The sequence below is a fragment of the uncultured Pigmentiphaga sp. genome (assembly GCF_937950555.1).
GTDB lineage: Bacteria > Pseudomonadota > Gammaproteobacteria > Burkholderiales > Burkholderiaceae_B > Pigmentiphaga.
The window spans coordinates 44,850-65,806 of the sequence record NZ_CALFCW010000022.1; the positions used below are offsets into that span (position 1 = coordinate 44,850).

Consider the following 20,957-nt stretch of genomic DNA (forward strand, 5'->3'; position numbering starts at 1 on the left):
GGGCCATCATGCATATTTCTGCAAGGTACACGACATGAACCGCGTCAAACTCGGGGCTTGGTTGATACCGGTCCTGTTTCTTCTCCTCGCCTGCGTGCCGTTCGTCGCGCAGGCCATCGGCGAACCGTTCTACATCACCTTTTTCGCTCGCGTACTGGTGTATGCCCTGGCCGCCTGCGCGCTGAACCTCGTGCTCGGCTTTGCCGGCCTGGTCAGCTTCGGGCATGCCATGTTCATCGGGCTGGGCTGCTATGCAGTCGGGATCCTGACCTACTACGGCTTTAGCGACGGATGGCTGCAGCTGGGCGTGGCCGTGGCGGTCTGCGCGTTGGTCGCCTTGGTCGTGGGCAGCGTATGCCTGCGCACTTCGGGCATCGGCTTCATCATGATCACGCTGGCGTTTGCCCAGATGTTCTATTTCCTGATGGTGAGCATGACGACCTTCGGCGGCGACGACGGCCTGAACATCAATGAGCCGAGCAACTTCGGGCTGTTCGAACTGTCGGGCAGCAGCGAGGTGTATTGGGCGACGTGGGTGGTCCTGCTGGCGGCCACGGTGTTCATGGCGCGGTTGAAGAAATCCCCCTTCGGCATGGTCCTGCGCGCGACCCACATCAATCCGCGCCGGGTCAACGCCTTCGGTTATTCGGTCTTCCGCGTGCAGTTGGCCGCCTACGTCATATCCGGCGTGCTTACCGGCGTGGCGGGCGTGTTGCTGGCCAATCTCACGGCCTTTGCCTCTCCCAGCTACATGTCCTGGCCCGTGTCGGGCGACCTGATCGTGATGCTGGTCATCGGCGGCCTCGGAACCATCGTGGGGCCGATCATCGGCGCCGTCGCCTTCCTGGTCATGGAGGAATTCTTCAAGGGGCTCACCCAACACTGGATGCTCATCATGGGGCCCGTCATCGTCGTCATTGCCTTGCTGACCCGTAACGGCTTCGGTTGGCTGACGCGCCAGCGCGAGGCCCAATCGGCGCAGACCAGGGCGCCGGTCGCGGGCGAGGTACCCGCCAAGGCCGCGGCAGTCCCCGCAGGAGAAGCGCAATGAGCCTGATCGGACTGAGCACCCAGAACCTGGTCAAGCGCTTCGGCGGGTTGCGCGCGACTGACGGCGTATCCCTGGAGATCCGGCCGGGAGAACTGCATGCCATCATCGGTCCCAATGGGGCGGGCAAGACGACGCTGATCAATCTGCTGACGGGCGAGCTGCGCTCGGACGAGGGCAGCATCAAGATCGGCGGCGAAGAGGTCAGCGGCACGCCCGTCCAGCATCGCGTGGGCATGGGGCTGCTGCGCTCCTACCAGATCACCTCGATCTTTGATGCGTTCACCGTGATCGAGAACGTCTGCCTCGCCGCGATGCGCAAGCGCGGCGTGCGTTGGGCGGTGTGGAAGCCTATGTCCGCCTACGCGGACGTCATGGAAAAGGCCCGCGCCATCATCGAGCAGTGCCATTTGGGCGAAGTGGCCGATACGGTCGTCTCAAACCTGGCCTACGGGCAGCGCCGCCAGCTGGAAGTTGCGATGGCGCTGGCGGCAGACCCGAAGATCCTGTTGCTCGACGAGCCCATGGCCGGCATGAGCGCGGCCGAAGGTGCTGCCGCGATCGAGCTGCTGAGGTCGCTCAAGGGCCGCTACACCATTCTTCTGATCGAGCACGACATGAACGCCGTGTTTTCGCTGGCGGACCGCATCAGCGTGCTGGTCTACGGCAAGATCGTCGCCACCGGCTCGATCGAGGAAATCCGCAACCATCCCGAAGTGCGTCGCGCCTATCTCGGCGACGACGCCGATGCTTGAGGCAGGAGTTCACGCATGCTTTCCATACAAGGGCTGGCGGCCAAGTACGGGTCCTGCCAGGCGCTGTTCGACATCGACCTGGAGGTCAAGCGTGGCGAAGTGGTCGGCTTGATCGGCCGCAACGGCATGGGACGCACCACCGTCATCAACTGCTTGTTCGGCCTGCTCAAGCCGGTTGCCGGGGAGATCAAATTCGACGGACGTGTCCTGAACGGCATGGCGCCTTACCGCGTGGGGCGCCTGGGCCTGTCGCTGGTTCCCGAGGGGCGCCAGATCTTTCCCACGCTGACCGTCGAAGAGAACCTCGTGGCCACGGCCAAGCGCGGTGAAGGTTCTTCATCCTGGACGCTCGAGAGAATCTACGAGCTGTTCCCGCGCCTGAAGGAGCGGCGCACGAACCTCGGCACGCAGCTGTCGGGAGGCGAGCAGCAGATGCTCGCCATCGGCCGCGCGCTGATGACCAATCCGCGCCTGCTGGTGCTCGACGAGGCCACCGAAGGGCTGGCCCCCATCGTTCGCGCCGAGATCTGGAACGTGCTGGCCAAGCTCAAGCAAGACGGGCTGACCATGATCGTCGTGGACAAGAACACCAAGGCGCTGCTGCGCTTGTCGGACCATAACTTCATCTTGGACAAGGGTGTGACGGTCTGGCGCGGCACCTCGTCCGAACTGTCGGCGCGTCCCGAACTCATCGCCCAGTACGTGGGCGTCTGACCTCGCCCGCGCCCGGCCGATCCAGCCGGTCACGCGGCGCGGATTCTCTGTAGGACTTGCTCGTGAGATTAAAGGACAAGACGGCGCTGGTTACCGGCGCTGCAGGGGGTATCGGACTGGCGATCGCCAAGCGCTATAGCCAGGAAGGCGCCAACGTCGTGCTGGTGGATCGCGCCGAAAAGGTCGAGACCGAAGCATTGGCGGCCATGGCCGGCCCGGCGCGCGCCATGCGGGGCGACGTCACGGTGCCGGAACAAGTGGCCGAGATGGTGGCGCTCTGCGAGCGCGAGTTCGGTGGCGTGGACGTGTGCGTGTGCAACGCGGGCGTCATCCGGGCCGCCGAGTTCCTGGACATGACCCTGGAAGACCTGGACTTCGTCATGAACGTCAACGTGCGCGGCACTTTCCTGGTGGCGCAGGCAGCGGCGAAGTCCATGGTCCGCGCCGGGCGGGGCGGCAGCATCATCACGCTCTCGTCCATGACGGCCGAGCTGGCCATGCCCAACCAGCTCGCCTACGGCGCGAGCAAGGGGGCGGTCCGGCAGATGACCAAGGCCATGGCCCTCGCGATGGCACCGCATGGCGTGCGCGTGAATGCGCTGGGTCCGGGCAGCATCGATACCGACATCATGGCCACGATCACCTCCGATCCCAAGGCCATGCGCACGGTGCTGTCGCGTATTCCCATGATGCGCCTGGGCCGGCCGGAAGAAGTGGCGGGCGCCGCCGTGTTCCTCGCCAGTGATGACGCCAGCTACGTGACCGGGCAGACGGTATTCGTGGACGGTGGCCGCCTGGCGCTGAACTACACGGTCGACGTGCCGGGTTTTGCTCAAGAGTAGGCGGGGGGGCATGCCTCGGGGACCGCGACGCCGAGGCGCCTGGCATTTCACGGCGAGCGCCGCTTTCTACCATCCGCTGGGCGCATGCCCGAGTATGTCGGCGGTGCATAGTCGGTATGTCCGGCGTTCGATAGACTCCTTCGCAGCCATTCCTTAACGTTCCTCCGGGTGCGGCAGAGGCCGTGCCGGAGGAATATCGATGTCACTTTCACTCGACAAGCTGGTCGACGCCGAGGCTGGAATGGTCAGCCGGGAGCTGTTCGTCAGCCAGGAGCTGTTCGACCTCGAGCAGGAATACCTGTTCTCCCGCGCCTGGCTGTTCGTTGGCCATGAGTCCCTGGTGCCCAACCCAGACGATTTCTTTGTCAGCCGCATGGGTACCGATTCCGTTATTCTCACCCGGGATCGCCAGAATCAGATCCAGGTGCTGCTCAATTCTTGCACCCATCGGGGCATGAAGCTGTGTCGTGAGGATCAGGGCAATACGCGCATCTTCGCCTGTCCTTATCACGGCTGGTCGTTCACGACTGACGGCAAGCTCTCGCCGATTCCCGGCGCGCTTACCGGCGTGCCCGGCCTGAAGAAGCATTACTACGGAGAACTCGATACCTCGGCGTGGCGCTTGCGGCGCGTAGGAAAGTTGGTCAATTACAAGGGCACTATCTGGGCAACCTGGGACCCGGATGCGCCGGATTTCGAGGAATACCTGGGCGACATGAGGCTTTACCTGGACTATGCCCTCGATCATCGCGACGGCAGCCCGGGAGGCTCGGAGGTCATTGCCGGTGTGCAGAAGTGGCGCATCGGCACGAACTGGAAGATTATCGCCGAGAACTTCAACGGCGACCTCTACCACGACATCAGCCACCGGTCGGTGGACACCATCGGCATCGGGCCGGGCGGGAAGGGGCGCCGCGACCCGACGCCCGAACGTACGTCAATCTCGTTCAAACACCTGGGGCATGGCGTCATCGGGCGCGCTCCGTATGACACAGAAGGCCCTTATCGGCCCCTGTTTGCCAATCATCCTGAAGCGGAGGCGTATTACCGCAGCCTCCATGAGAAGCGGGAAGTGCTGCTTGCCGGGAAAGTGAGAGTGCTACACAGTGTAGGCGCCATCTTCCCGAACACGTCGGTTCACGGCCGCCAGCCGCGTACTATCGGCGTCTTCCATCCCATCAGCCCGACCGAAACTGAGATGTGGCGATTCTTTCTTGTCGACAAGGATGCGCCGCAAGCGGTCAAGGATGCGCACCGCCATTATTACCTGCGTTATTCCGGGCCGGGCGGGATGACGGAGTCGGATGACACCGAAAATTGGACTTATGCCACTCAAGCCTGCAAGGGCAGCATTGCCCGCAAGATGCCGTTTAACTATCAAATGGGTCTCGGCCATGCGCAGCCAGTGCCTGGGCTGCGGGGGGCCGTCACGACCGGAGAGTTCACTGAGGAAAACAACCGCAACTATTACAAGCGGTGGAGCCAGTTCGTGCGCGGGCTGTCGTGGGACGAATTGATGGCGGCTTCCAGGGCCGAACAGGGGGTGTGACATGTCCACCGTTGTCGAGCGAAACGTCGATACCCAGCTGGCCGACTTGCTGCTGCAGCAGTCGATTGAGCAGTTCTACTACCAGCAGTGCGACATGCTGGATTCCCGCGATTACGAGGGATGGCTGGCAACCCTCGATGAGCGCATCCATTACTGGATGCCCCTCACGCGCAACGTGCAAAGCCGATCCGTAGCCAACGAATACACACGGCCGGGTATGGATACGGCTTGGTTCGACGAGGGCATCGAAACGCTGCGTCAGCGGGTGGAGCAGTTACGAACGGGTATGCACTGGGCTGAAGAGCCCGTGTCGCGCGTGTCACACTTGGTCACCAATGTTCGCATCCTGGATGTGGAACAGGACAGCGACGGCCGTCGCCGCGCACAGGTCCGCTCGCGCTTCCTCGTTTATCAGAATCGGCTGGAAACCGAGACCGTGCTGTTCGTGGGCAAGCGCGACGACACACTCATCGAGACCGAGGGTGGCTGGAAAGTGATCAAGCGGTCTATTTTCCTTGACCAATCAGTGCTGCTCGGCAAGGCGCTTACGGTTTTCTTCTGAGGGGATGCAATGTCGAACGACTGGACCAGCCGCCGCGCCGCGGCCGTGCCGAGGGGGGTGGCCTTCGGAACGAACATTTTCGCCGCATCGGCCAGGGGCAGCCACCTTACCGACAACGAGGGGCGTACCTATATCGATTTCGCCGGTGGTATTGGCGTGCTGAACGTCGGCCACAATCACCCTCGGGTGGTGGGCGCGGTCAAGGCGCAGGCCGACCGCTTCCTGCACACCTGTGCGCAGGTGATCCCTTATGAGTCTTACGTTACCCTGGCCGAGCGACTGAACCGGCTGGCGCCGGGAGACCATGCGAAGAAGACGGCGTTCTTCTCGACCGGCGTCGAGGCGGTCGAGAACGCCGTCAAAATCGCGCGGGCCTACACGCGGCGGCGCGCCCTGGTCAGCTTCACAGGGTCGTTTCACGGCCGTACCAACTTGGCCTTGGCACTCACTGGCAAGGTCAAGCCATATCGCGTCGGGGTGGGGCCATTCGCCGGCGATATCTATAAGGCCCTGTTCCCGGAGGACGACAGCGAGGCGGCGGTTGCCGCGGCGCTGGCTTCCTTAGATCGACTCTTCAAGTACGAGATCGATCCCGCCGAAGTCGCCGCCGTCATCATCGAGCCCGTCCAGGGTGAAGGTGGCTTCAATGCCGCGCCCCCCGCGTTCATGCGGGCGCTGCGCGACTTGTGCACGCGGGAAGGCATCGTGTTTATTGCCGACGAAATCCAGTGCGGCATGGGGCGCACCGGCAAGCTCTTCGCGATGGAGCATTTCGGCGTCCATGCCGATATCACTACCCTGGCGAAGAGCCTGGCCGGCGGCACGCCGCTGTCGGCGGTCGTGGGCCGCAGCGAGATCATGGATGCGGTGATCCCAGGCGGTCTGGGCAGCACCTACGCCGGTGCGCCGATGGCAATTGCCGCCGCGCACGCGGTGCTCGATATCTACGAAAGCGAAGGCGTGATCGGGCAAGGGGAGCGCTTGTCGGCCACGATCCGCGCCTTCTTGGCCGAGGCCAAGAAAAAATTCTCCTGCATCGGCCGGATCAAGGGCCTGGGTTCTATGGTGGGCGTGGAGTTCGTCTCGCCTGCCGGCGAACCGGATGGCGCAATGGCCGGCAAAGTCCAGGCCGAAGCCCGGGCGCGTGGCCTCATCCTGCTCACTTGCGGCGTGCACGGAAACATAATCCGCTTCCTGTATCCGCTCAACACTGACGACGCTACTTTCCAGGAAGGGCTGTCGATACTCTCTGCTGCGCTCGAGGCGGCTACCCAAGGAAACTAACGAATGACGGATTTGGCAAGGCGCAACGGTGCGTCGTGGCTGTTCGAAAGCGCGGCGGGCGCAGGCATTGATACTTGCTTCGCCAACCCTGGCACGACCGAGCTGCCCCTGGTGGCGGCGATGGAGTCCGTCCCCACGCTGCGGCCTATCTTGTGTTTGTTCGAAGGAGTATGCAGCGGCGCGGCCGACGGGTATTATCGCATCGCCCAGCGCCCGGCCATGACGCTCACGCACCTGGGGCCTGGGTTCGCCAATGCCATCGCCAATCTGCACAATGCGCGGCGCGCAGGCTCGAGCGTTTTCAACGTCATCGGCGACCACATGACATGGCACGCGGACGCAGATCCTCCGCTGGCCTCCGATATTGCCTCGCTAGCGGCTCCGGTGTCGCGGGCGTACTACCGAGCCGATTCGGTCGACGCGCTGCAACGGTCCGGGGCAGCGGCGCTCGACGGCGTATTAGGCGAAGAGGGTGGGATCCACACCCTCGCCATGCCGATGGACATCCAGAATGCGCCCGTGGCGTATGCGCCTTATTGTCCGCCCCGCAGCACACATGTCCTGCGGCAGAACGAAGCCGGCCTGGACGTCGCTGCGCAGGCCATCCGGGCGAGCCGCAAGATATTGCTGCTGCTGGGAGGGGACGCCTTATTCGAGGCATCGCTGCGCCACGTGGCTAAGCTGCTTCGGTGGGAGAACGTCTCGGCCATGGGCGAAACGTTCCCGGCGCGCAGCGAGCATGGCAGGGGGCTGCCTCCGATCGGCCGCTTGTATCCTGATGCCAAGCGCGCCCACGAGTGGCTACAAGGCTTCGAGCTCGTGGTGCTGGCTGGGGCTGCGCGGCCCGTCGCATTCTTTGGAGAGGAGGGCGTGCCGAGCTTCCTTGGGGACAGCGAGAAATTCGTCACGCTACATGCGGGCGGCAAAGGCGCGGGGGAGGCGCTGGCGGCACTGGTGGAAGCAGTGGGGCCTGCCCCGGCTAGCGGACCTTCCGTCCATGAGGCTTTGCCGGATTGGCGCGGGCTGGACAACCGTCTCACTGCAGAGTCGGCTGCGTTGGTTATCGCCAGCCATTTGCCCGAGCAGGCCATCATTTCGGCCGAAGGCAAGACGCTGGCTTTCCCCTTCAACCGTATCGCCCATTTGGCGAATCGCCACAGTGCTATTGTCCTCACCGGCGGCGCCATCGGCCAAGGCCTTCCCGCGGCGTTGGGCGCAGCGATCGCCGCGCCGGACCGCAAAGTAGTGGCGCTGCAATCGGACGGAAGCGCCATGTACACGCTGCAGGCACTGTGGACCTTGGCCCGGACCGGGAGCGACGTGACTGTCTGCATCGCTGCCAATCGACGCTACCAGATCCTGGTGGACGAAATGCGGCGCACGGGACACGTCCTGACGACGCCGGATGTGTCAGCCTTGCTTGATTTGGGCAATCCGACCATTGACTGGGTCGCGGTGGCGAGCGGGCTGGGAGTGGAGAGCGTGCGCGTGGGCACCAACGAAGAACTGGACGGGGCCTTCGCCCGCGCCATGCGGGAACCAGGTCCCAAGGTCATCGAACTTTGCCTGTAGGCCGAAGTTAGCCACGCGATCAGCGTGTGGCCGCCCCACTGCGATTCGAACAGTTGGCCCGCGTGTGGGTACGCCGGGTCTGCAGTCTCCAACTCCGGGCGGGCGAGCAAATCTGGTGCTGGTGAAAGTGTGGGCATAAGCCCGATTTGAAGGCCGGGAAACTGAGCCGTAGTAGTACTCCGGATATGCAAGTTTGTATGACAAATAAATACTACTATTGCCCGAGCCGAGACGCGCGCTGTCATGGTCGTGAAGGCGCCAGTGAACTCTTGCACGAGTCACCCGGGCCTGTGGGAGTCGTCGCTCATCGACCTGCGGGGCCGGAGTCACCGGTTCGCTTTGTGGCACAGCGGCGCTCCGATGTGCTTTTGTGGTCGGAGGGAGCAACCATGCATGCCGGGGCTACAACAAGGCGCGCCGGTGCTCCAAACAACAGGAGTTCGAGTTTTGAATCTGCTCAAGAAAATTGAGACGAACGAAAGTTCCGATCTACTTTCGGATCGGGTCGCGAAACGGCTGCGCGACGAAATTACGAGTGGCGATTACGCCGTGGGAGAAGTACTGCCGTCCGAACACGTCATCGCCGAACGGCTTGGCGTATCGAGAACGGTACTGCGCGAAGCGCTGGCGCGCTTGAAGGCTGACGGTTTGGTGTCGAGCCGCCCCGGCCGGGGATTAATCGTCGTATCCAATACGCCGAGTGCGGTGTTACGGCTACACGAAGCGGACGCCGAGAATCGTGCTGAGGTCGTGGCTCTCGTCGAGCTGCGACGCGGCTTCGAGGTGGAAGCGGCACGGCTCGCTGCACTGCGCAGGACAGACGAAGACATCCAGGCGATGAGCCAGGCATTGGAAGACATGGAGACCGCCAATGCGCTAGGAGAGATCGATAAAGGCGTGGAGGCCGACCTGCAGTTTCATGCTGCCATCGCGCGTGCGACGGAGAACCAGAACTACCAGTTGTTCTTCAGTTTTCTCGCGGAGCTGCTCCGTAACGGCCTGAAAGTCTCGCGCCGGCGATCGGCAAGGATCGCAGGCCGTCCGCTCGACGCGCAACGCGAGCACCGGGCCATATTCGAGGCCATTCGGGATGAGGATCCCGAGCGCGCGCTTGCAGCGGCGCGCCGCCACATCGACAACACCGAAGCCCGCCTGCAAGACCGGTTCGAGTCGCGGCGGGACTGAGACATCGACCCTCTTTCTCTTTCTTTGATCAAGCGAGGCAGTATGGCCGCATCAAAAAAACGAGTCGTCGTCAGCCTGACGGTACCTCAAGACCTGCGCGAGCGACTGGAGCGCGAATTCGAGCTGATCGACCTGCCGGTCGGCGGCAACATCGACGACGTGGTTCCCGTCGATATGCGCAACGGCATCCACGGACTTCTTGGCACGCTGCGGCTCAAGGTGGACGACGCGTTGCTTACCAAATATCCCGGCGTCGAGGTGGTCTCCAATTACGCCGTCGGCTTTGACAACATCGACGTCGACGCCGCCACGCGGCACGACGTCCTGGTTTGCAATACGCCCCGGGTTCTGGACAAGGCCGTCGCCGATCTCACCATGGGGTTGGTGCTCTGCACAATGCGGGACATGGTGCGCGCCCACAACTTTGTACGCGAGGGAAAGTGGATGAAGGGTGCCCTGCCGCTCAGTACTGACCTAGCGGGCAAGACGCTGGGCTTGCTCGGCATGGGCCGCATCGGCCGCATGGTGGCCGCCCGAGCAAGAGCCTTCGACATGAAAGTGATCTATCACAATCGCAGGAAGGATGAAGAAGCTGAGCGGACCGGGCTGGCCAATTGGGTCGAACGCGAGGCGCTGTTCCGCGAATCTGACGTGGTGAGCCTGCATGTGCCCCTGAGTGCTGAAACCGCTGGGTGCGTAGGGGCGCGCGAACTCGGCTGGATGAAGCCCACGGCTTTCCTCATCAACACCGCTCGCGGAAAGGTAGTGGACGAAGATGCGCTGATCGCCTGCTTGCGGGAACGCCGCATCGCCGGCGCGGGCCTAGACGTGATGACAGTCGAGCCTATCGGCGCCGACCACCCCTTGTGCCAACTCGACAACGTCGTGCTGCAACCGCACGTGGGCAGCGGCACGGTAGAAACGCGCCGCGCCATGATGGATCTGGCTGTGGAAAATCTCATTCTTGGCCTGCATGGAGAGCGCCCGCGCGCCCTGGTCAACGAAAACCTCTGGCCGCGCAAGGTGTGACGCGATGGAGGACAACTCGGCCTACGAGGGACTACGCAAGGGTCTCACGCATTACGGAGACACGGCGTTCTCTGAATACCTACGGATGTCGTTCGCGCAATCGATGGGGTATTCGAAGCGCCTGCTCAAGCGTCCGGTCATCGGCATCGCCAGCTCCCGCAGTGACTTCAATAACTGCCATCGCCATTTCCCGGAGCTGATTGAGGCCGTCAAGCGCGGTGTGCTGGCCGCGGGAGGTTTGCCGCTGGAGTTTCCGTCCATTTCTCTAGGCGAACCCTTCCTGCATCCCACCAGCATGATGTTTCGCAACCTCATGTCCATGGATGTGGAGGAGATGATTCGCGCCCAGCCCATGGACGCAGTGGTGCTGGTAGGGGGGTGTGACAAGACAGTTCCGGCACAGCTGATGGGGGCGTTCTCCGCCAACGTGCCGGCCATCCAGCTGGTGGGCGGCCCAATGATGACAGGGCGCTACCGGGGCGAGCGCTTGGGGGCCTGTACGGATTGTCGGCGCCATTGGGGGCGTTATCGGGGAGGAGAGATCGATCAGGCCGAGATCGAATCCATAGAAAGCAATTTGGCGACCACGGCGGGTTCGTGCGCGGTGATGGGCACGGCCAGCACCATGGCTTGCTTAGCCGAGGCCCTGGGCATGATGCTGCCGGGAAGCGCCGCCATTCCTGCCGTGCATGCTGACCGACTGCGCGCCGCCGAGGCCACGGGCGCAAGAGCGGTCGTGCTTGCACTCGAAGGGCTGACGCCCGACCGTATCGTCACGCAAAAGTCGATCGACAATGCGTTGCGTGTACTACTCGCCATTAGTGGCTCCACCAATGCGGTCGTGCATTTGACGGCCATCGCTGGTCGCCTTGGGCTATCGGTGGACGGAGAGTGGCTCAACCGGCTGTCGTCGGAGACGCCGGTGTTGGTCGACCTCAAGCCGACCGGCGCGCATTACATGGAAGACTTCCACGCGGCCGGGGGCGTGCAGGCCGTCATGTACGAACTGCGCGATTTGCTGCACCGCGATGTTCTGACCGTCACGGGAGAAACAGTGGGCCAGTGGCTGGACCGGCAGGCTTCGCGCTGGGTCGACCACAGCGTGGTGCGGCCGCGGGCAGCCCCGCTGCAGCCGCATGGAGGGCTCTTGGCGCTGAAAGGGTCGCTCGCTCCCAACGGCGCGCTGATCAAGCGCGCAGCTGCTGACCCTCGCCTGTTCGAGCATATCGGGCGCGCAGTGGTTTTCGAGAACCTAGAAGACATGGCCGCGCGTATCGATTCACCCGAGCTAGACGTCAAGGCCGACGACATCCTCGTGCTAAAGCATGCTGGCCCCAAGGCTGCCGCCATGCCGGAGTCGGGCTATCTCCCTATCCCGGCAAAGTTGGCGCGACAGGGCGTGCGGGACATGGTGCGCGTTTCCGATGCCCGTATGAGCGGTACCGCCTTTGGCACAGTCGTGCTCCACGTTTCTCCGGAAGCGGAAGTGGGCGGGCCGCTTGCACTGGTGCAGAACGGCGATCGCATCGCCTTGTCCGTCTTGCGCCAGTCTATAGATCTGCTGGTGGATGAGGGCGAATTGAACCGCCGCCGCGCGAAATGGAAGCCGCCCGCGCGCCAAGCGAAGCGCGGCTATGCCTGGCTGTACCAGGAGCACGTTACGCAAGCCGAGTATGGCTGCGACTTCGATTTCCTGCGTGCCGGTGACAAGGGTGCACAGCCTTGAGGGAAGGCTGCATGAGCGGCATGCAATTTAGTTGAGATGTGCCGTCGCCACTACACCGTAGTAGCGCTCGGCACCGTTTACGTCAAGCAGTCCATTCGCTAACCGGAAGGGAGTCAAGCCATGCATAGTCTGCCGGATTTAAAGAAGGTTTCGAAGCACGCCGTGTTCTGCCTTGCCGCCGTCTTCGGCTGTAGCCTGGCCCAGGCGCAGGCCGATAGCTATCCCGACCGCCTAATCACGTTGATCAGTGCCTATCCCCCCGGAGGAGTGACTGATACGTCCGGCCGTATCGCCGGGGAAATCATCTCTGAGAAGCTGGGCCAGCCTACGGTACTCGAGAATAAGCCCGGTGCATCGGGCATGATCGGCAAACAGTACGTGGCGCGTGCCAAGCCGGATGGTTATACGCTGAGCAGCACCGGCTTGGGAGGCGCCGTCATACCGGCGGTCACGATGAAAGGCCTGCCCCTCGACATCATCAAGTCATTTGCTCCGGTCGCGGGTGTGGCGGGATTCGCCAACGTGCTGGTGGTGGGCCCGAACTTTCCCGGTAATACTGTCCAAGACCTAGTGGCTTACGCGAAGAAGAAGGGTACGGTCGCGGCAGGGACCAACGGTATTGGTACCTCGGCGCATCTGACCTCGGAGCTTTTCGCACTGAAGACTGGCATCAAGTTCGACCACGTTCCGTACAAGGGCGGCGCTGAGGCGCAGATCGGTATTTCCAACGGCGACCTCGATTTTGGTTTTGCGAACATGACATCCGCCATTCCCATGATCAAGGCCGGGAAGCTAAAGGCCTTGGCGGTGACGGGCGCTGCGCGTTCGGATCAACTACCTGGCGTGCCCACAATGGTGGAAGCCGGCTTTCCGGATTTCGTGGTAACCAGCTGGCTCGGCGTTTATGCCCCGGCGGGGACACCCTCGGCAATCGTCAAGAAGCTAGGCGACGCCGTCTCTGCCGGCATGAAGGAACAGAAGTACATAGCGAAGGCCAAGGCTGCCGGCCTGGACCCGATGCCGATGAACGCCGACGAATTCGCAGCGTTCAATGAAGCCGAGCTGCGTCGGTGGGGAGAGATCGCCAGGCAGGCCAATATCGTGATCGAATTTGGCAAGTGAGCGGTCAGGAGTCTGGAGTGTCATGAACCCGATCACCGATCACCTGGATCTGAATTTGTTGGTGGTGTTCGAGGCACTCTACCTGGAGCGCAACGTCACGCGAGCCGGGGAGCGCATAGGCATGTCCCAGCCTTCCATGAGCCATGCCTTGAACCGGCTCAGGAAGCAAACCAACGATGCGCTCTTCACCCGCGTAGGGGGAGAGATGTACCCGACGCGTTATGCCCAGCAGCTGGCGCCCAACGTATTGCAGGCGCTGGAGCTGCTGCGCTCGGGGCTCGATCGGGCGAACGACTTCGACCCGGCTACCTCGCAGCGCACGTTTAGGCTGCTGATGTCGGATTTCGCTCAGCTGCTGGTGATTCCCGCGTTGCTCACGCGCATTAATGAAATCGCTCCCAACATCAAGTTGGAAGTCAGCAACATCGCGCGAGACCTCTACCGAGAGGCGCTCGAGTCGGGGGAGGCAGACCTTGCCGTCGGTCACCTCCCGGAGCTGCAGAACGGTTTTTACCAGCTGGGTTTGTTTGTGGACGAGCACGTCTGCGTCGTGGGGCCCAAGTCCAGTCATCGCGGTTCGACCATGCCCCTCGAGACGTACCTGCAGGCCAATCACGTGCTGGTGACTGCCAACAAGACAGATATCAACATCGACAAGGAGCTGGCCAGGCAGGGCCTGCACCGCCGCATTCAGCTGCGTATTCCGAGTTACTTGCTCCTGCCGGCTATCATGGCCGAAACGGATATGTTCGTCACCGTACCGAGGGTGATAGCCCACCGCGTCATCGCGCAGGCCGGCGGGGGCAAGCAGCTCCCGCTGCCCTTCAAGACGCCGCAGGTCAACTTGCGCGCGTTTTGGCATGTGGGCATGCACAACGATTCGGGCAATCGCTGGCTGCGCAACCTGATCGCCGGCCTGCCCACTTTGCCGCGCCGCGAAGCGCGCTGAGTCGAGCCGTCACATGGCTTGGTAGGCCGTTTTGACGGTGGTATAGAACTCGACGGCATACGGGCCCTGCTCGCGCGAGCCGTAACTCGACGCCTTGCGGCCACCGAAAGCCGTGTGGTAGTCCACACCGGCGGTCGGGCAGTTGACCATGACCATGCCAGCGTTCGCGTGACGGCGGAAGTGCTGTGCATACTTCAGCGACGTCGTGCATATGCCGGCAGATAGGCCGAACCGCGTGTCGTTGGCCACGGCCAGCGCTTCGTCATAATCCTTGACACGAATCACGGCGGCGATCGGGCCAAAGATTTCTTCTTTCGCGATGACCATATCATTACGCGCTTCGGTGAACAGTGCGGGCTGAAGGAAGAAGCCCCGTGTGGCACGCTTCAGCGGCTGGCCGCCCCAGGCGAGGTGGGCTTCACCACGCCCGATCTCTATATAACGCAGGTCTTGCTCGAATTGTCGCTCGTCTACTACGGGGCCGATGGTCGTACCGGGTTTTCGCGCGTCGTCCACTATCTGGGCGGACAGCGCCTCTATCAGGCAAGTGACGAATTTGTCGTGGATGGCGTCTTCGATAATGAGGCGGGACGACGCGGTGCAGCGCTGTCCTGTACCAAAGTAGGCACCGTCGAGAGCCACCTGCACGGCGCGGTCGATGTCCGCATCGGCTAGGACCACCAGCGGATTCTTGCCTCCCATCTCCATTTGCACTTTGGCGCCCCGTAGGGCCGCTCCCTGCAGAACTTTGGCGCCGGTTTCCACCGAGCCAGTGAAGCTGACGGCGTCTACACCGGGATTGTGTATGATTTCTGCGCCCACGTCGGTTCCTCGACCCATCACGAGGTTGAAAACGCCGGGAGGTATGCCCGCTTCATGAATGATGCGCGCCAGTTCCCAGGCACAGCCGGGAACGAGGTCTGCCGGTTTGAACACAACGGTGTTGCCCCAGGCCAGCGCGGGCGCGATCTTCCAGGCCGGGATGCCGATCGGGAAATTCCAGGGCGTGATCAATCCCACGACGCCAACCGGTTCGCGCGTGACCTGTATTTCGATGCCGGGGCGACTGCTGTCGTAGCGTTCGCCTGGGCCGCGCAATGCTTCACCTGCGTAGAAGCGAAAAATGTTCATGGCGCGCACGACCTCGCCGGAGGCTTCGCGCAGCGTCTTGCCTTCTTCGCGGGCGAGCAGATCCGCAAGGCGGGCCGATTCGGCCTCGATGGCAGCGCTGACTTTGTACAGGAGGTCGGCGCGGACTTGCGGAGGCGTGAGCCCCCAGTCTTTGGCCGCGCCGCGTGCTGCGGTGATGGCATCGCGACAGTCGGCTATCGTTGCTCTGGCGTATTCCCCAATGACGTCATTTAGATTGGAGGGGTTGATGTTTGGGAACGATTCGCCGGTACGCCATTCGCCGCCGATGAGATTGGGGTGTTGGGCCATGGTGTAGGTCGGTCCTATTGGTCGTCATGGAAGTGCGTGATGACAGGCGCCTCCCCCGGCAACCCAAACTCGGGCCAGCGGGCGGCGACGCGCTCGTAAACAGCGCGCGACAGGCGCGTCCGCTTGGGGTGGGTGGCACGGTATCGGTGGGATCGGCACGCATCGATCAGCGCCTTGGAGCCGTAGGGGCGCATGTCGGGTGCCAGACTGGGGTCAGTGCGGTAAGACCAGGTCTTGCGCAGGATGTCGATGTCGTCAGCGGGGTTCGAATGCACGCTCATCGCCCACATGACTTCGCCGATGTCGGTCGGGTCCACGTCGTCGTCCACCGCGACGATCCAACGGATCACGTAGGCTGCCGCGGGGCATTGTGCGGCGAGCGCCAGCACCTGAGCGACGTGGCCGGGGTAGAGTTGTTTTATCGATATCACCATGAGTCCCGCCGCCGAAGCGGACGCCGGGTACACGTACACGCCGGCGATGCCTGGCACGCCCATGGCCTCAAGGTTGTCCCATACGCGGGCCGAGCGCATGATGGCGTGGTATTCGCCGATTTCGCACGAGGGCCAAGTCGCCATCAGCGCCGCGGTTAGGATGGGATTAGGACGGAGGTGCACGCGCTCGACCCGGATGACAGCCCGCATGTCCGACTTCCCCGAGTAATAGCCATGAAATTCGCCGAGCGGGCCTTCGAGTTCGACGTCGCCTTTGTGGACGAAGCCTTCGATCACCAGTTCAGCGCGTGCCGGCACCGGCAAGTCCGACAGGTCGGCCGCGGTGATGAGCATGGGCTCTCCGGCCAGGCCGCCCGCCGCGTCGAGTTCGCTTTCTTCACGAGCGTAGACCTGGGTGGCGGCGATGAATAGTGCGGGGTCTACGCCGTAAGCAGTCACCACGGGGCAGGGCTGCCCGCGCTTCCACCACGCTTCACAGTTCTGGGCGCCATGCCGGCCCGGCACTATGTTCAAGCCTAGCCGGCGCGGTCCGTGCAGCATTTGCCGATACACCCCGGCATTGACTACGCCCGTGTCGGGGTTGCGGATGAAGGTAACGTTGCCTGTGCCGAGATAGCGTCCGCCGTCTCCGGGCCAGAAGCGTGGCGCGGGGAGCCGGGTGAGGTCGATGTCGTCGCCCGATAGGGTGATTTCGCGCACAGGAGCTTCCGAGGCCGGCACTACGCGCGGTGCAATGCGGCGGGCACCAATTCTCCGGGTTTCGGAGACCAGTTCTCGTATCGAAAGCGCCGGGTCGAGGCCTACCGCCAAGGCATAGCGCTCTTTCGACGCTGCCAGCATGTTCGAGAGAATGCTCGCGCCCATCCCGTCGCCACGGAGCCGTCTGAACAAGAAGGCGGGAGATGCCGGCTTGCGGCTTGCCATGAAGGTAATGGCGGACATCTCCTCCAAGGGGTCGACCTCGGCATCGATGCGGAAAAGGCCGCCATGCTGATCGACGAGGCGAAGCCACGAGCGCAGGTCGCGCGGGGAGGGGGCGGAGCCAGGATGGTTAGACATGGCGGTCCTCTGGTCGAGTCTGCGGGCAGGCGCAGCTTGACTGCGCCCCGGAAACTCTACCTAAGAAGGCCCGCTCAGCACATGCTCCATTGCTCATACCAAGTATGGCCCTTGCGCATGCCGGGGCCACGGCTTCATCTGCCGGGGCAAGCAGCTAAAATGGCCGCCATGTCTGCGCAGCCTACCCCCCCGTTCGTCCATCTCCGCGTCCATTCCGAGTTCTCTGTCTCGGACGGCATCGTCCGCATTCCGGACCTGATCAAGAAAGTCGTGGCGCTGGAGCAGCCGGCGGTCGCCTTGACCGACCTGTCCAACCTATTCGGCTTGATCAAGTTCTACAAGGCGGCCCGGGCCAAGGGCATCAAGGCGATCGCCGGCTGCGACGTCTGGGTGTCCAACCTCGCCGACCGCGACAAGCCGTACCGGATGTTGCTGCTGGTGCGGGACAGGACCGGCTACCACAACTTGTGCGAGTTGTTGACCCAGGCATTCCTCACCAACCAGCACCGCGGGCGCGGCGAGATCATGCCCGAATGGCTGGAGGTGCACGGGGCCGGCCTGGTGGCTTTGTCCGGTGGGCGGCAGGGCGATGTGGGCCAGGCGCTGGAAGCGGGCAACCGCGAGGCCGCGCTGGCCGCCGCTCGCCACTGGATGAAGGTGTTCCCCGACAACTACTTCATCGAGCTGCAGCGCGCGGGCCGGGAAGGGGACGAAGCCTATGTGCAGGCGGCCATGCGGCTGGCGGCAGAGTGCGGGGTGCCGGTGGTGGCGACGCACCCGGTGCAGTTCCTCGAACGCGAGGATTTCCGCGCCCACGAAGCCCGGGTCTGCATCGCCGAGGGCGAGATCCTGGCCAACCCCAGGAGACAGCGTCTCTATACCGAAGAGCAGTACCTGCTTTCGTCCGAGGAAATGGCCGAGCGCTTCGCCGACGTGCCCTCGGCGCTCGCCAACACGGTGGCCATTGCCACCCGTTGCAACCTGACGCTAGAGCTGGGTAAGCCCAAGCTGCCCGATTTCCCCACGCCGGAAGGCGTGACCTTGGCCGAATACTTGGTACAGCTGTCGCGGGAGGGGCTGGAGCGACGCATGGTGCAGCTCTTCCCCGACGAGAAGGAGCGCCAGGCGAACTGGGAGAAATATAGCCAGCGGCTCGAGAAGGAGTGCCAGACCATCATCGACATGGGGTTCCCCGGCTACTTCCTGATCGTGCAGGACTTCATCAACTGGGGCAAGAAGAACGGCGTGCCCGTGGGGCCGGGCCGGGGGTCCGGCGCCGGATCCCTGGTCGCGTTCAGCCTGGGCATCACCGATATCGACCCCATCCGCTACGACCTGCTGTTCGAGCGCTTCCTGAACCCGGAACGGGTATCGATGCCGGACTTCGATATCGATTTCTGCCAGGACAACCGGGACAAGGTCATCGAGTACGTCAAGCAGAAGTACGGGCGGGACGCGGTGAGCCAGATCGCCACCTTCGGTACCCTCGGCGCGAAGGCAGTGATCCGTGACGCCGGGCGGGTCCTGGACTTGCCCTATACCTTCTGCGACACGCTCTCGAAGATCATTCCCCATTCGCCGGCGGATCCCTGGGATTTGGAGCGCGCGCTCAAGGAAGAGCCCGCGTTCAAAGAGCGCTATGACAACGACGAGGAAGCCCGGGCGTTGATCGATCTTGCCCGGCCGCTCGAAGGCTTGACCCGCAACATCGGCATGCACGCGGGGGGCGTGTTGATCGCGCCGGGCAAGCTGACCGATTTCTGCCCCTTGTACTGCCAGCCCGGGCAGAGCCACATCGCCGTCTCGCAGTTCGACAAGGACGACGTCGAGGCCGTGGGCCTGGTGAAGTTCGACTTCCTGGGCCTGCGCAACCTCACGATTCTCGATTGGGCCGTGCGCTACGTGCGCGAGTTCAACGAGGGGATGCGCGACTTCGACATCATGTCGCTGCCGCTCGACGACCCGGAGTCCTACAAGCTGCTGAGCGATGGCAACACCACCGCCGTGTTCCAGCTGGAATCGCGCGGGATGAAGGAACTGCTCAAGAAGCTTCGCCCCAGCAACTTCGAAGACATCATCGCCGTGCTCGCACTCTACCGGCCGGGGCCCCTGGGCTCGGGCATGGTGGATGACTTCGTCAACCGCAAGCACGGCCGCGCCAAGGCCGAATATTTCCATCCCGACCTGGAGCCCGTCCTCAAGAGCACGTACGGCGTCATCGTCTACCAAGAGCAGGTGATGCTGATCTCGCAGATCATCGGTGGCTACACGCTTGGCGGCGCCGATATGCTGCGCCGGGCCATGGGCAAGAAAAAGCCCGAGGAAATGGCCAAGCACCGCGAGATCTTCCAGGCTGGGGCAGAGAAAAAGGGCTACGACCCGGACATCGCCGTCACGTTGTTCAACCTGATGGAGAAGTTCGCGGAATACGGCTTCAACAAGTCGCATACCGCCGCGTACGCGCTGATCGCCTACCAGACGGCGTGGCTCAAGGCGCACCATCCAGCCGAGTTCATGGCCGCCACCATGTCTTCCGACATGGACGACACGGACAAGGTGCAGGTCTTCTGGGCGGACGCCGTAGCCAACAAGGTCAAGGTGCTGCCGCCCGACATCAATCTGTCGGGCTACCGCTTCGAGCCGGTGCTTGACGAATATTCCGCGCGTGGCCAGCCGCCGCGCACGATTCGCTATGGCCTGGGCGCAGTCAAGGGAACGGGGCAGGGCGCCGTCGAGGAAATCTTGCGTGCCCGCGCGGAAAAGGGCCCGTTCAAGGATTTGTTCGATTTCTGCCGCCGCATCGACCGGCACGTCGTGAACCGCCGCGCCATCGAGGCGCTGATCAAGGCCGGGGCGTTCGATTCGCTGTGCCCCAACCGCGCCGCCGTGCTGGCCACGCTGGGTACCGCCATGGACGCGGCCGAGCAAGCGGCCCGTGCCGCCAGCCAGGCCTCCCTGTTCGGCGGCGACGACCACGACGACCTGGCGGGCGAGATGGCCGACGTGGAGCCCTGGGACGAACGCGAGCGCCTGGCGCAGGAGAAGACCGCACTCGGCTTTTATTTCAGCGGCCATTTGTTCGATGCCTATCGCGCCGAGGTCCGGCGCTTCGTCCGGACGCCGCTCTCCAACCTACAGCCGAGCCGTGAGCCGCAGTGGATGGCGGGCATCCTGTCGGCGGTGCGCACGCAGATGACGCGGCGGGGCAAGATGGTGTTCGCCGTGCTCGATGACGGCACCGCGCAGGTGGAGATCTCGGTGTTCAACGAGCTGTACGAGCGGCACCGGGGCAAGCTGCGCGAGGACCAGCTGCTCATCGTGCTGGGCAAGGTCAGCAATGATGAATATTCCGGCGGCATGCGGATCGTGGCCGACGAGCTGTACGACTTGCAGATGGCGCGCGAGGCCAAGGCCAGGGCCCTGTCCATTCGCTTCAACGGCAATGCGCATGTCGAATCGCTGCGCTCAGTGCTCAATCCGCACCGTGCCGATCCGGAGAACGGCTTCCCCGGCACCCCCGTGGAAATCGTCTACCACCGCGAGGATGCCAAGTGCGTGGTGCGCCTCGGCGAAGACTGGCGGGTGCGGGTGCCGGACGTCTTGCTGCAGCAACTGGCCAAGCTGACCGGGCGGCCCGACGACGTGGCGCTGGAGTATTGAGCCGGC

At 63.3% G+C, this 20,957-nt stretch carries 16 protein-coding genes; 14 read left to right on the top strand and 2 right to left on the bottom strand.

Annotated elements, in window-relative coordinates:
- Window positions 1-34: 34 nt before the first annotated feature.
- The 13 genes from Q0319_RS05705 (at window position 35) to Q0319_RS05765 (ending at window position 14,337) form a co-directional block, all read left to right on the top strand.
- Complete coding sequence (locus Q0319_RS05705; protein WP_299451399.1) at window positions 35-1,051, top strand: branched-chain amino acid ABC transporter permease; 1,017 nt, start codon at window positions 35-37, stop codon at window positions 1,049-1,051.
- Window positions 1,048-1,803 carry an ABC transporter ATP-binding protein gene (locus Q0319_RS05710; protein ID WP_296463888.1) on the top strand — a complete coding sequence of 252 codons (756 nt, stop codon included), beginning with the start codon at window positions 1,048-1,050 and terminating at the stop codon, window positions 1,801-1,803. Before Q0319_RS05705 ends, Q0319_RS05710 begins: the two co-directional genes overlap by 4 nt.
- Window positions 1,804-1,818: 15 nt before the next feature.
- Entirely contained in the window at window positions 1,819-2,517 is a 699-nt protein-coding gene (locus Q0319_RS05715; protein ID WP_296463890.1) for an ABC transporter ATP-binding protein, read from the top strand.
- Between the two features lie 62 nt (window positions 2,518-2,579).
- The gene (locus tag Q0319_RS05720; RefSeq protein ID WP_299451400.1) at window positions 2,580-3,359 is read left to right on the top strand and encodes a glucose 1-dehydrogenase; all 780 of its coding nucleotides are present in this window, start codon (window positions 2,580-2,582) and stop codon (window positions 3,357-3,359) included.
- Between the two features lie 199 nt (window positions 3,360-3,558).
- Window positions 3,559-4,908, top strand: a complete 1,350-nt coding sequence (locus Q0319_RS05725; protein WP_299451401.1) for an aromatic ring-hydroxylating dioxygenase subunit alpha — start codon at window positions 3,559-3,561, stop codon at window positions 4,906-4,908.
- Between the two features lies 1 nt (window position 4,909).
- Window positions 4,910-5,470 (top strand): 3-phenylpropionate/cinnamic acid dioxygenase subunit beta, encoded by a 561-nt coding sequence (locus Q0319_RS05730; RefSeq protein ID WP_299451402.1) that lies wholly within the window; start codon window positions 4,910-4,912, stop codon window positions 5,468-5,470.
- Window positions 5,471-5,479: 9 nt separating this feature from the next.
- Window positions 5,480-6,754, top strand: a complete 1,275-nt coding sequence (gene gabT, locus Q0319_RS05735; protein ID WP_299451403.1) for a 4-aminobutyrate--2-oxoglutarate transaminase — start codon at window positions 5,480-5,482, stop codon at window positions 6,752-6,754.
- Window positions 6,755-6,757: 3 nt separating this feature from the next.
- Window positions 6,758-8,326 carry an acetolactate synthase large subunit gene (locus Q0319_RS05740; RefSeq protein ID WP_299451404.1) on the top strand — a complete coding sequence of 523 codons (1,569 nt, stop codon included), beginning with the start codon at window positions 6,758-6,760 and terminating at the stop codon, window positions 8,324-8,326.
- A 447-nt stretch (window positions 8,327-8,773) separates the two neighbouring features.
- Window positions 8,774-9,511, top strand: a complete 738-nt coding sequence (locus tag Q0319_RS05745; protein ID WP_299451405.1) for a FadR/GntR family transcriptional regulator — start codon at window positions 8,774-8,776, stop codon at window positions 9,509-9,511.
- A gap of 42 nt (window positions 9,512-9,553) precedes the next feature.
- Window positions 9,554-10,540: a D-glycerate dehydrogenase gene (locus Q0319_RS05750; protein WP_299451406.1), complete on the top strand. Its 987-nt coding sequence runs from the start codon at window positions 9,554-9,556 to the stop codon at window positions 10,538-10,540.
- 4 nt (window positions 10,541-10,544) lie between these two features.
- Complete coding sequence (locus tag Q0319_RS05755) at window positions 10,545-12,266, top strand: IlvD/Edd family dehydratase (protein ID WP_299451407.1); 1,722 nt, start codon at window positions 10,545-10,547, stop codon at window positions 12,264-12,266.
- 120 nt (window positions 12,267-12,386) lie between these two features.
- Complete coding sequence (locus Q0319_RS05760) at window positions 12,387-13,388, top strand: tripartite tricarboxylate transporter substrate binding protein (RefSeq protein WP_299451408.1); 1,002 nt, start codon at window positions 12,387-12,389, stop codon at window positions 13,386-13,388.
- Between the two features lie 22 nt (window positions 13,389-13,410).
- Window positions 13,411-14,337, top strand: coding sequence for a LysR family transcriptional regulator (locus Q0319_RS05765; RefSeq protein WP_299451409.1), 927 nt, complete (start codon window positions 13,411-13,413; stop codon window positions 14,335-14,337).
- Between the two features lie 9 nt (window positions 14,338-14,346).
- Here the strand turns inward: Q0319_RS05765 and Q0319_RS05770 are convergent, their stop codons facing one another.
- On the bottom strand, window positions 14,347-15,777 hold the full coding sequence (locus Q0319_RS05770; RefSeq protein WP_299451410.1) for an aldehyde dehydrogenase family protein: 1,431 nt from the start codon (window positions 15,775-15,777) through the stop codon (window positions 14,347-14,349).
- A 14-nt stretch (window positions 15,778-15,791) separates the two neighbouring features.
- Window positions 15,792-17,291: a UbiD family decarboxylase gene (locus Q0319_RS05775; protein WP_299451411.1), complete on the bottom strand. Its 1,500-nt coding sequence runs from the start codon at window positions 17,289-17,291 to the stop codon at window positions 15,792-15,794.
- 168 nt (window positions 17,292-17,459) lie between these two features.
- On the opposite strand from Q0319_RS05775, the gene dnaE reads away from it, so the two are divergent.
- Window positions 17,460-20,951 (top strand): DNA polymerase III subunit alpha, encoded by a 3,492-nt coding sequence (dnaE, locus tag Q0319_RS05780; protein ID WP_296463926.1) that lies wholly within the window; start codon window positions 17,460-17,462, stop codon window positions 20,949-20,951.
- The last annotated feature ends 6 nt before the right edge of the window (window positions 20,952-20,957 follow it).

Bases quoted from the DNA above. Each gene is read 5' to 3' on its own strand.
- Q0319_RS05705 (WP_299451399.1), top strand. From the start codon at position 35: ATGAACCGCGTCAAACTCGGGGCTTGGTTGATACCGGTCCTGTTTCTT.
- Q0319_RS05710 (WP_296463888.1), top strand. From the start codon at position 1,048: ATGAGCCTGATCGGACTGAGCACCCAGAACCTGGTCAAGCGCTTCGGC.
- Q0319_RS05715 (WP_296463890.1), top strand. From the start codon at position 1,819: ATGCTTTCCATACAAGGGCTGGCGGCCAAGTACGGGTCCTGCCAGGCG.
- Q0319_RS05725 (WP_299451401.1), top strand. From the start codon at position 3,559: ATGTCACTTTCACTCGACAAGCTGGTCGACGCCGAGGCTGGAATGGTC.
- Q0319_RS05730 (WP_299451402.1), top strand. From the start codon at position 4,910: ATGTCCACCGTTGTCGAGCGAAACGTCGATACCCAGCTGGCCGACTTG.
- gabT (WP_299451403.1), top strand. From the start codon at position 5,480: ATGTCGAACGACTGGACCAGCCGCCGCGCCGCGGCCGTGCCGAGGGGG.
- Q0319_RS05740 (WP_299451404.1), top strand. From the start codon at position 6,758: ATGACGGATTTGGCAAGGCGCAACGGTGCGTCGTGGCTGTTCGAAAGC.
- Q0319_RS05750 (WP_299451406.1), top strand. From the start codon at position 9,554: ATGGCCGCATCAAAAAAACGAGTCGTCGTCAGCCTGACGGTACCTCAA.
- Q0319_RS05755 (WP_299451407.1), top strand. From the start codon at position 10,545: ATGGAGGACAACTCGGCCTACGAGGGACTACGCAAGGGTCTCACGCAT.
- Q0319_RS05760 (WP_299451408.1), top strand. From the start codon at position 12,387: ATGCATAGTCTGCCGGATTTAAAGAAGGTTTCGAAGCACGCCGTGTTC.
- Q0319_RS05765 (WP_299451409.1), top strand. From the start codon at position 13,411: ATGAACCCGATCACCGATCACCTGGATCTGAATTTGTTGGTGGTGTTC.
- Q0319_RS05770 (WP_299451410.1), bottom strand. From the start codon at position 15,777: ATGGCCCAACACCCCAATCTCATCGGCGGCGAATGGCGTACCGGCGAA.
- Q0319_RS05775 (WP_299451411.1), bottom strand. From the start codon at position 17,291: ATGTCTAACCATCCTGGCTCCGCCCCCTCCCCGCGCGACCTGCGCTCG.
- dnaE (WP_296463926.1), top strand. From the start codon at position 17,460: ATGTCTGCGCAGCCTACCCCCCCGTTCGTCCATCTCCGCGTCCATTCC.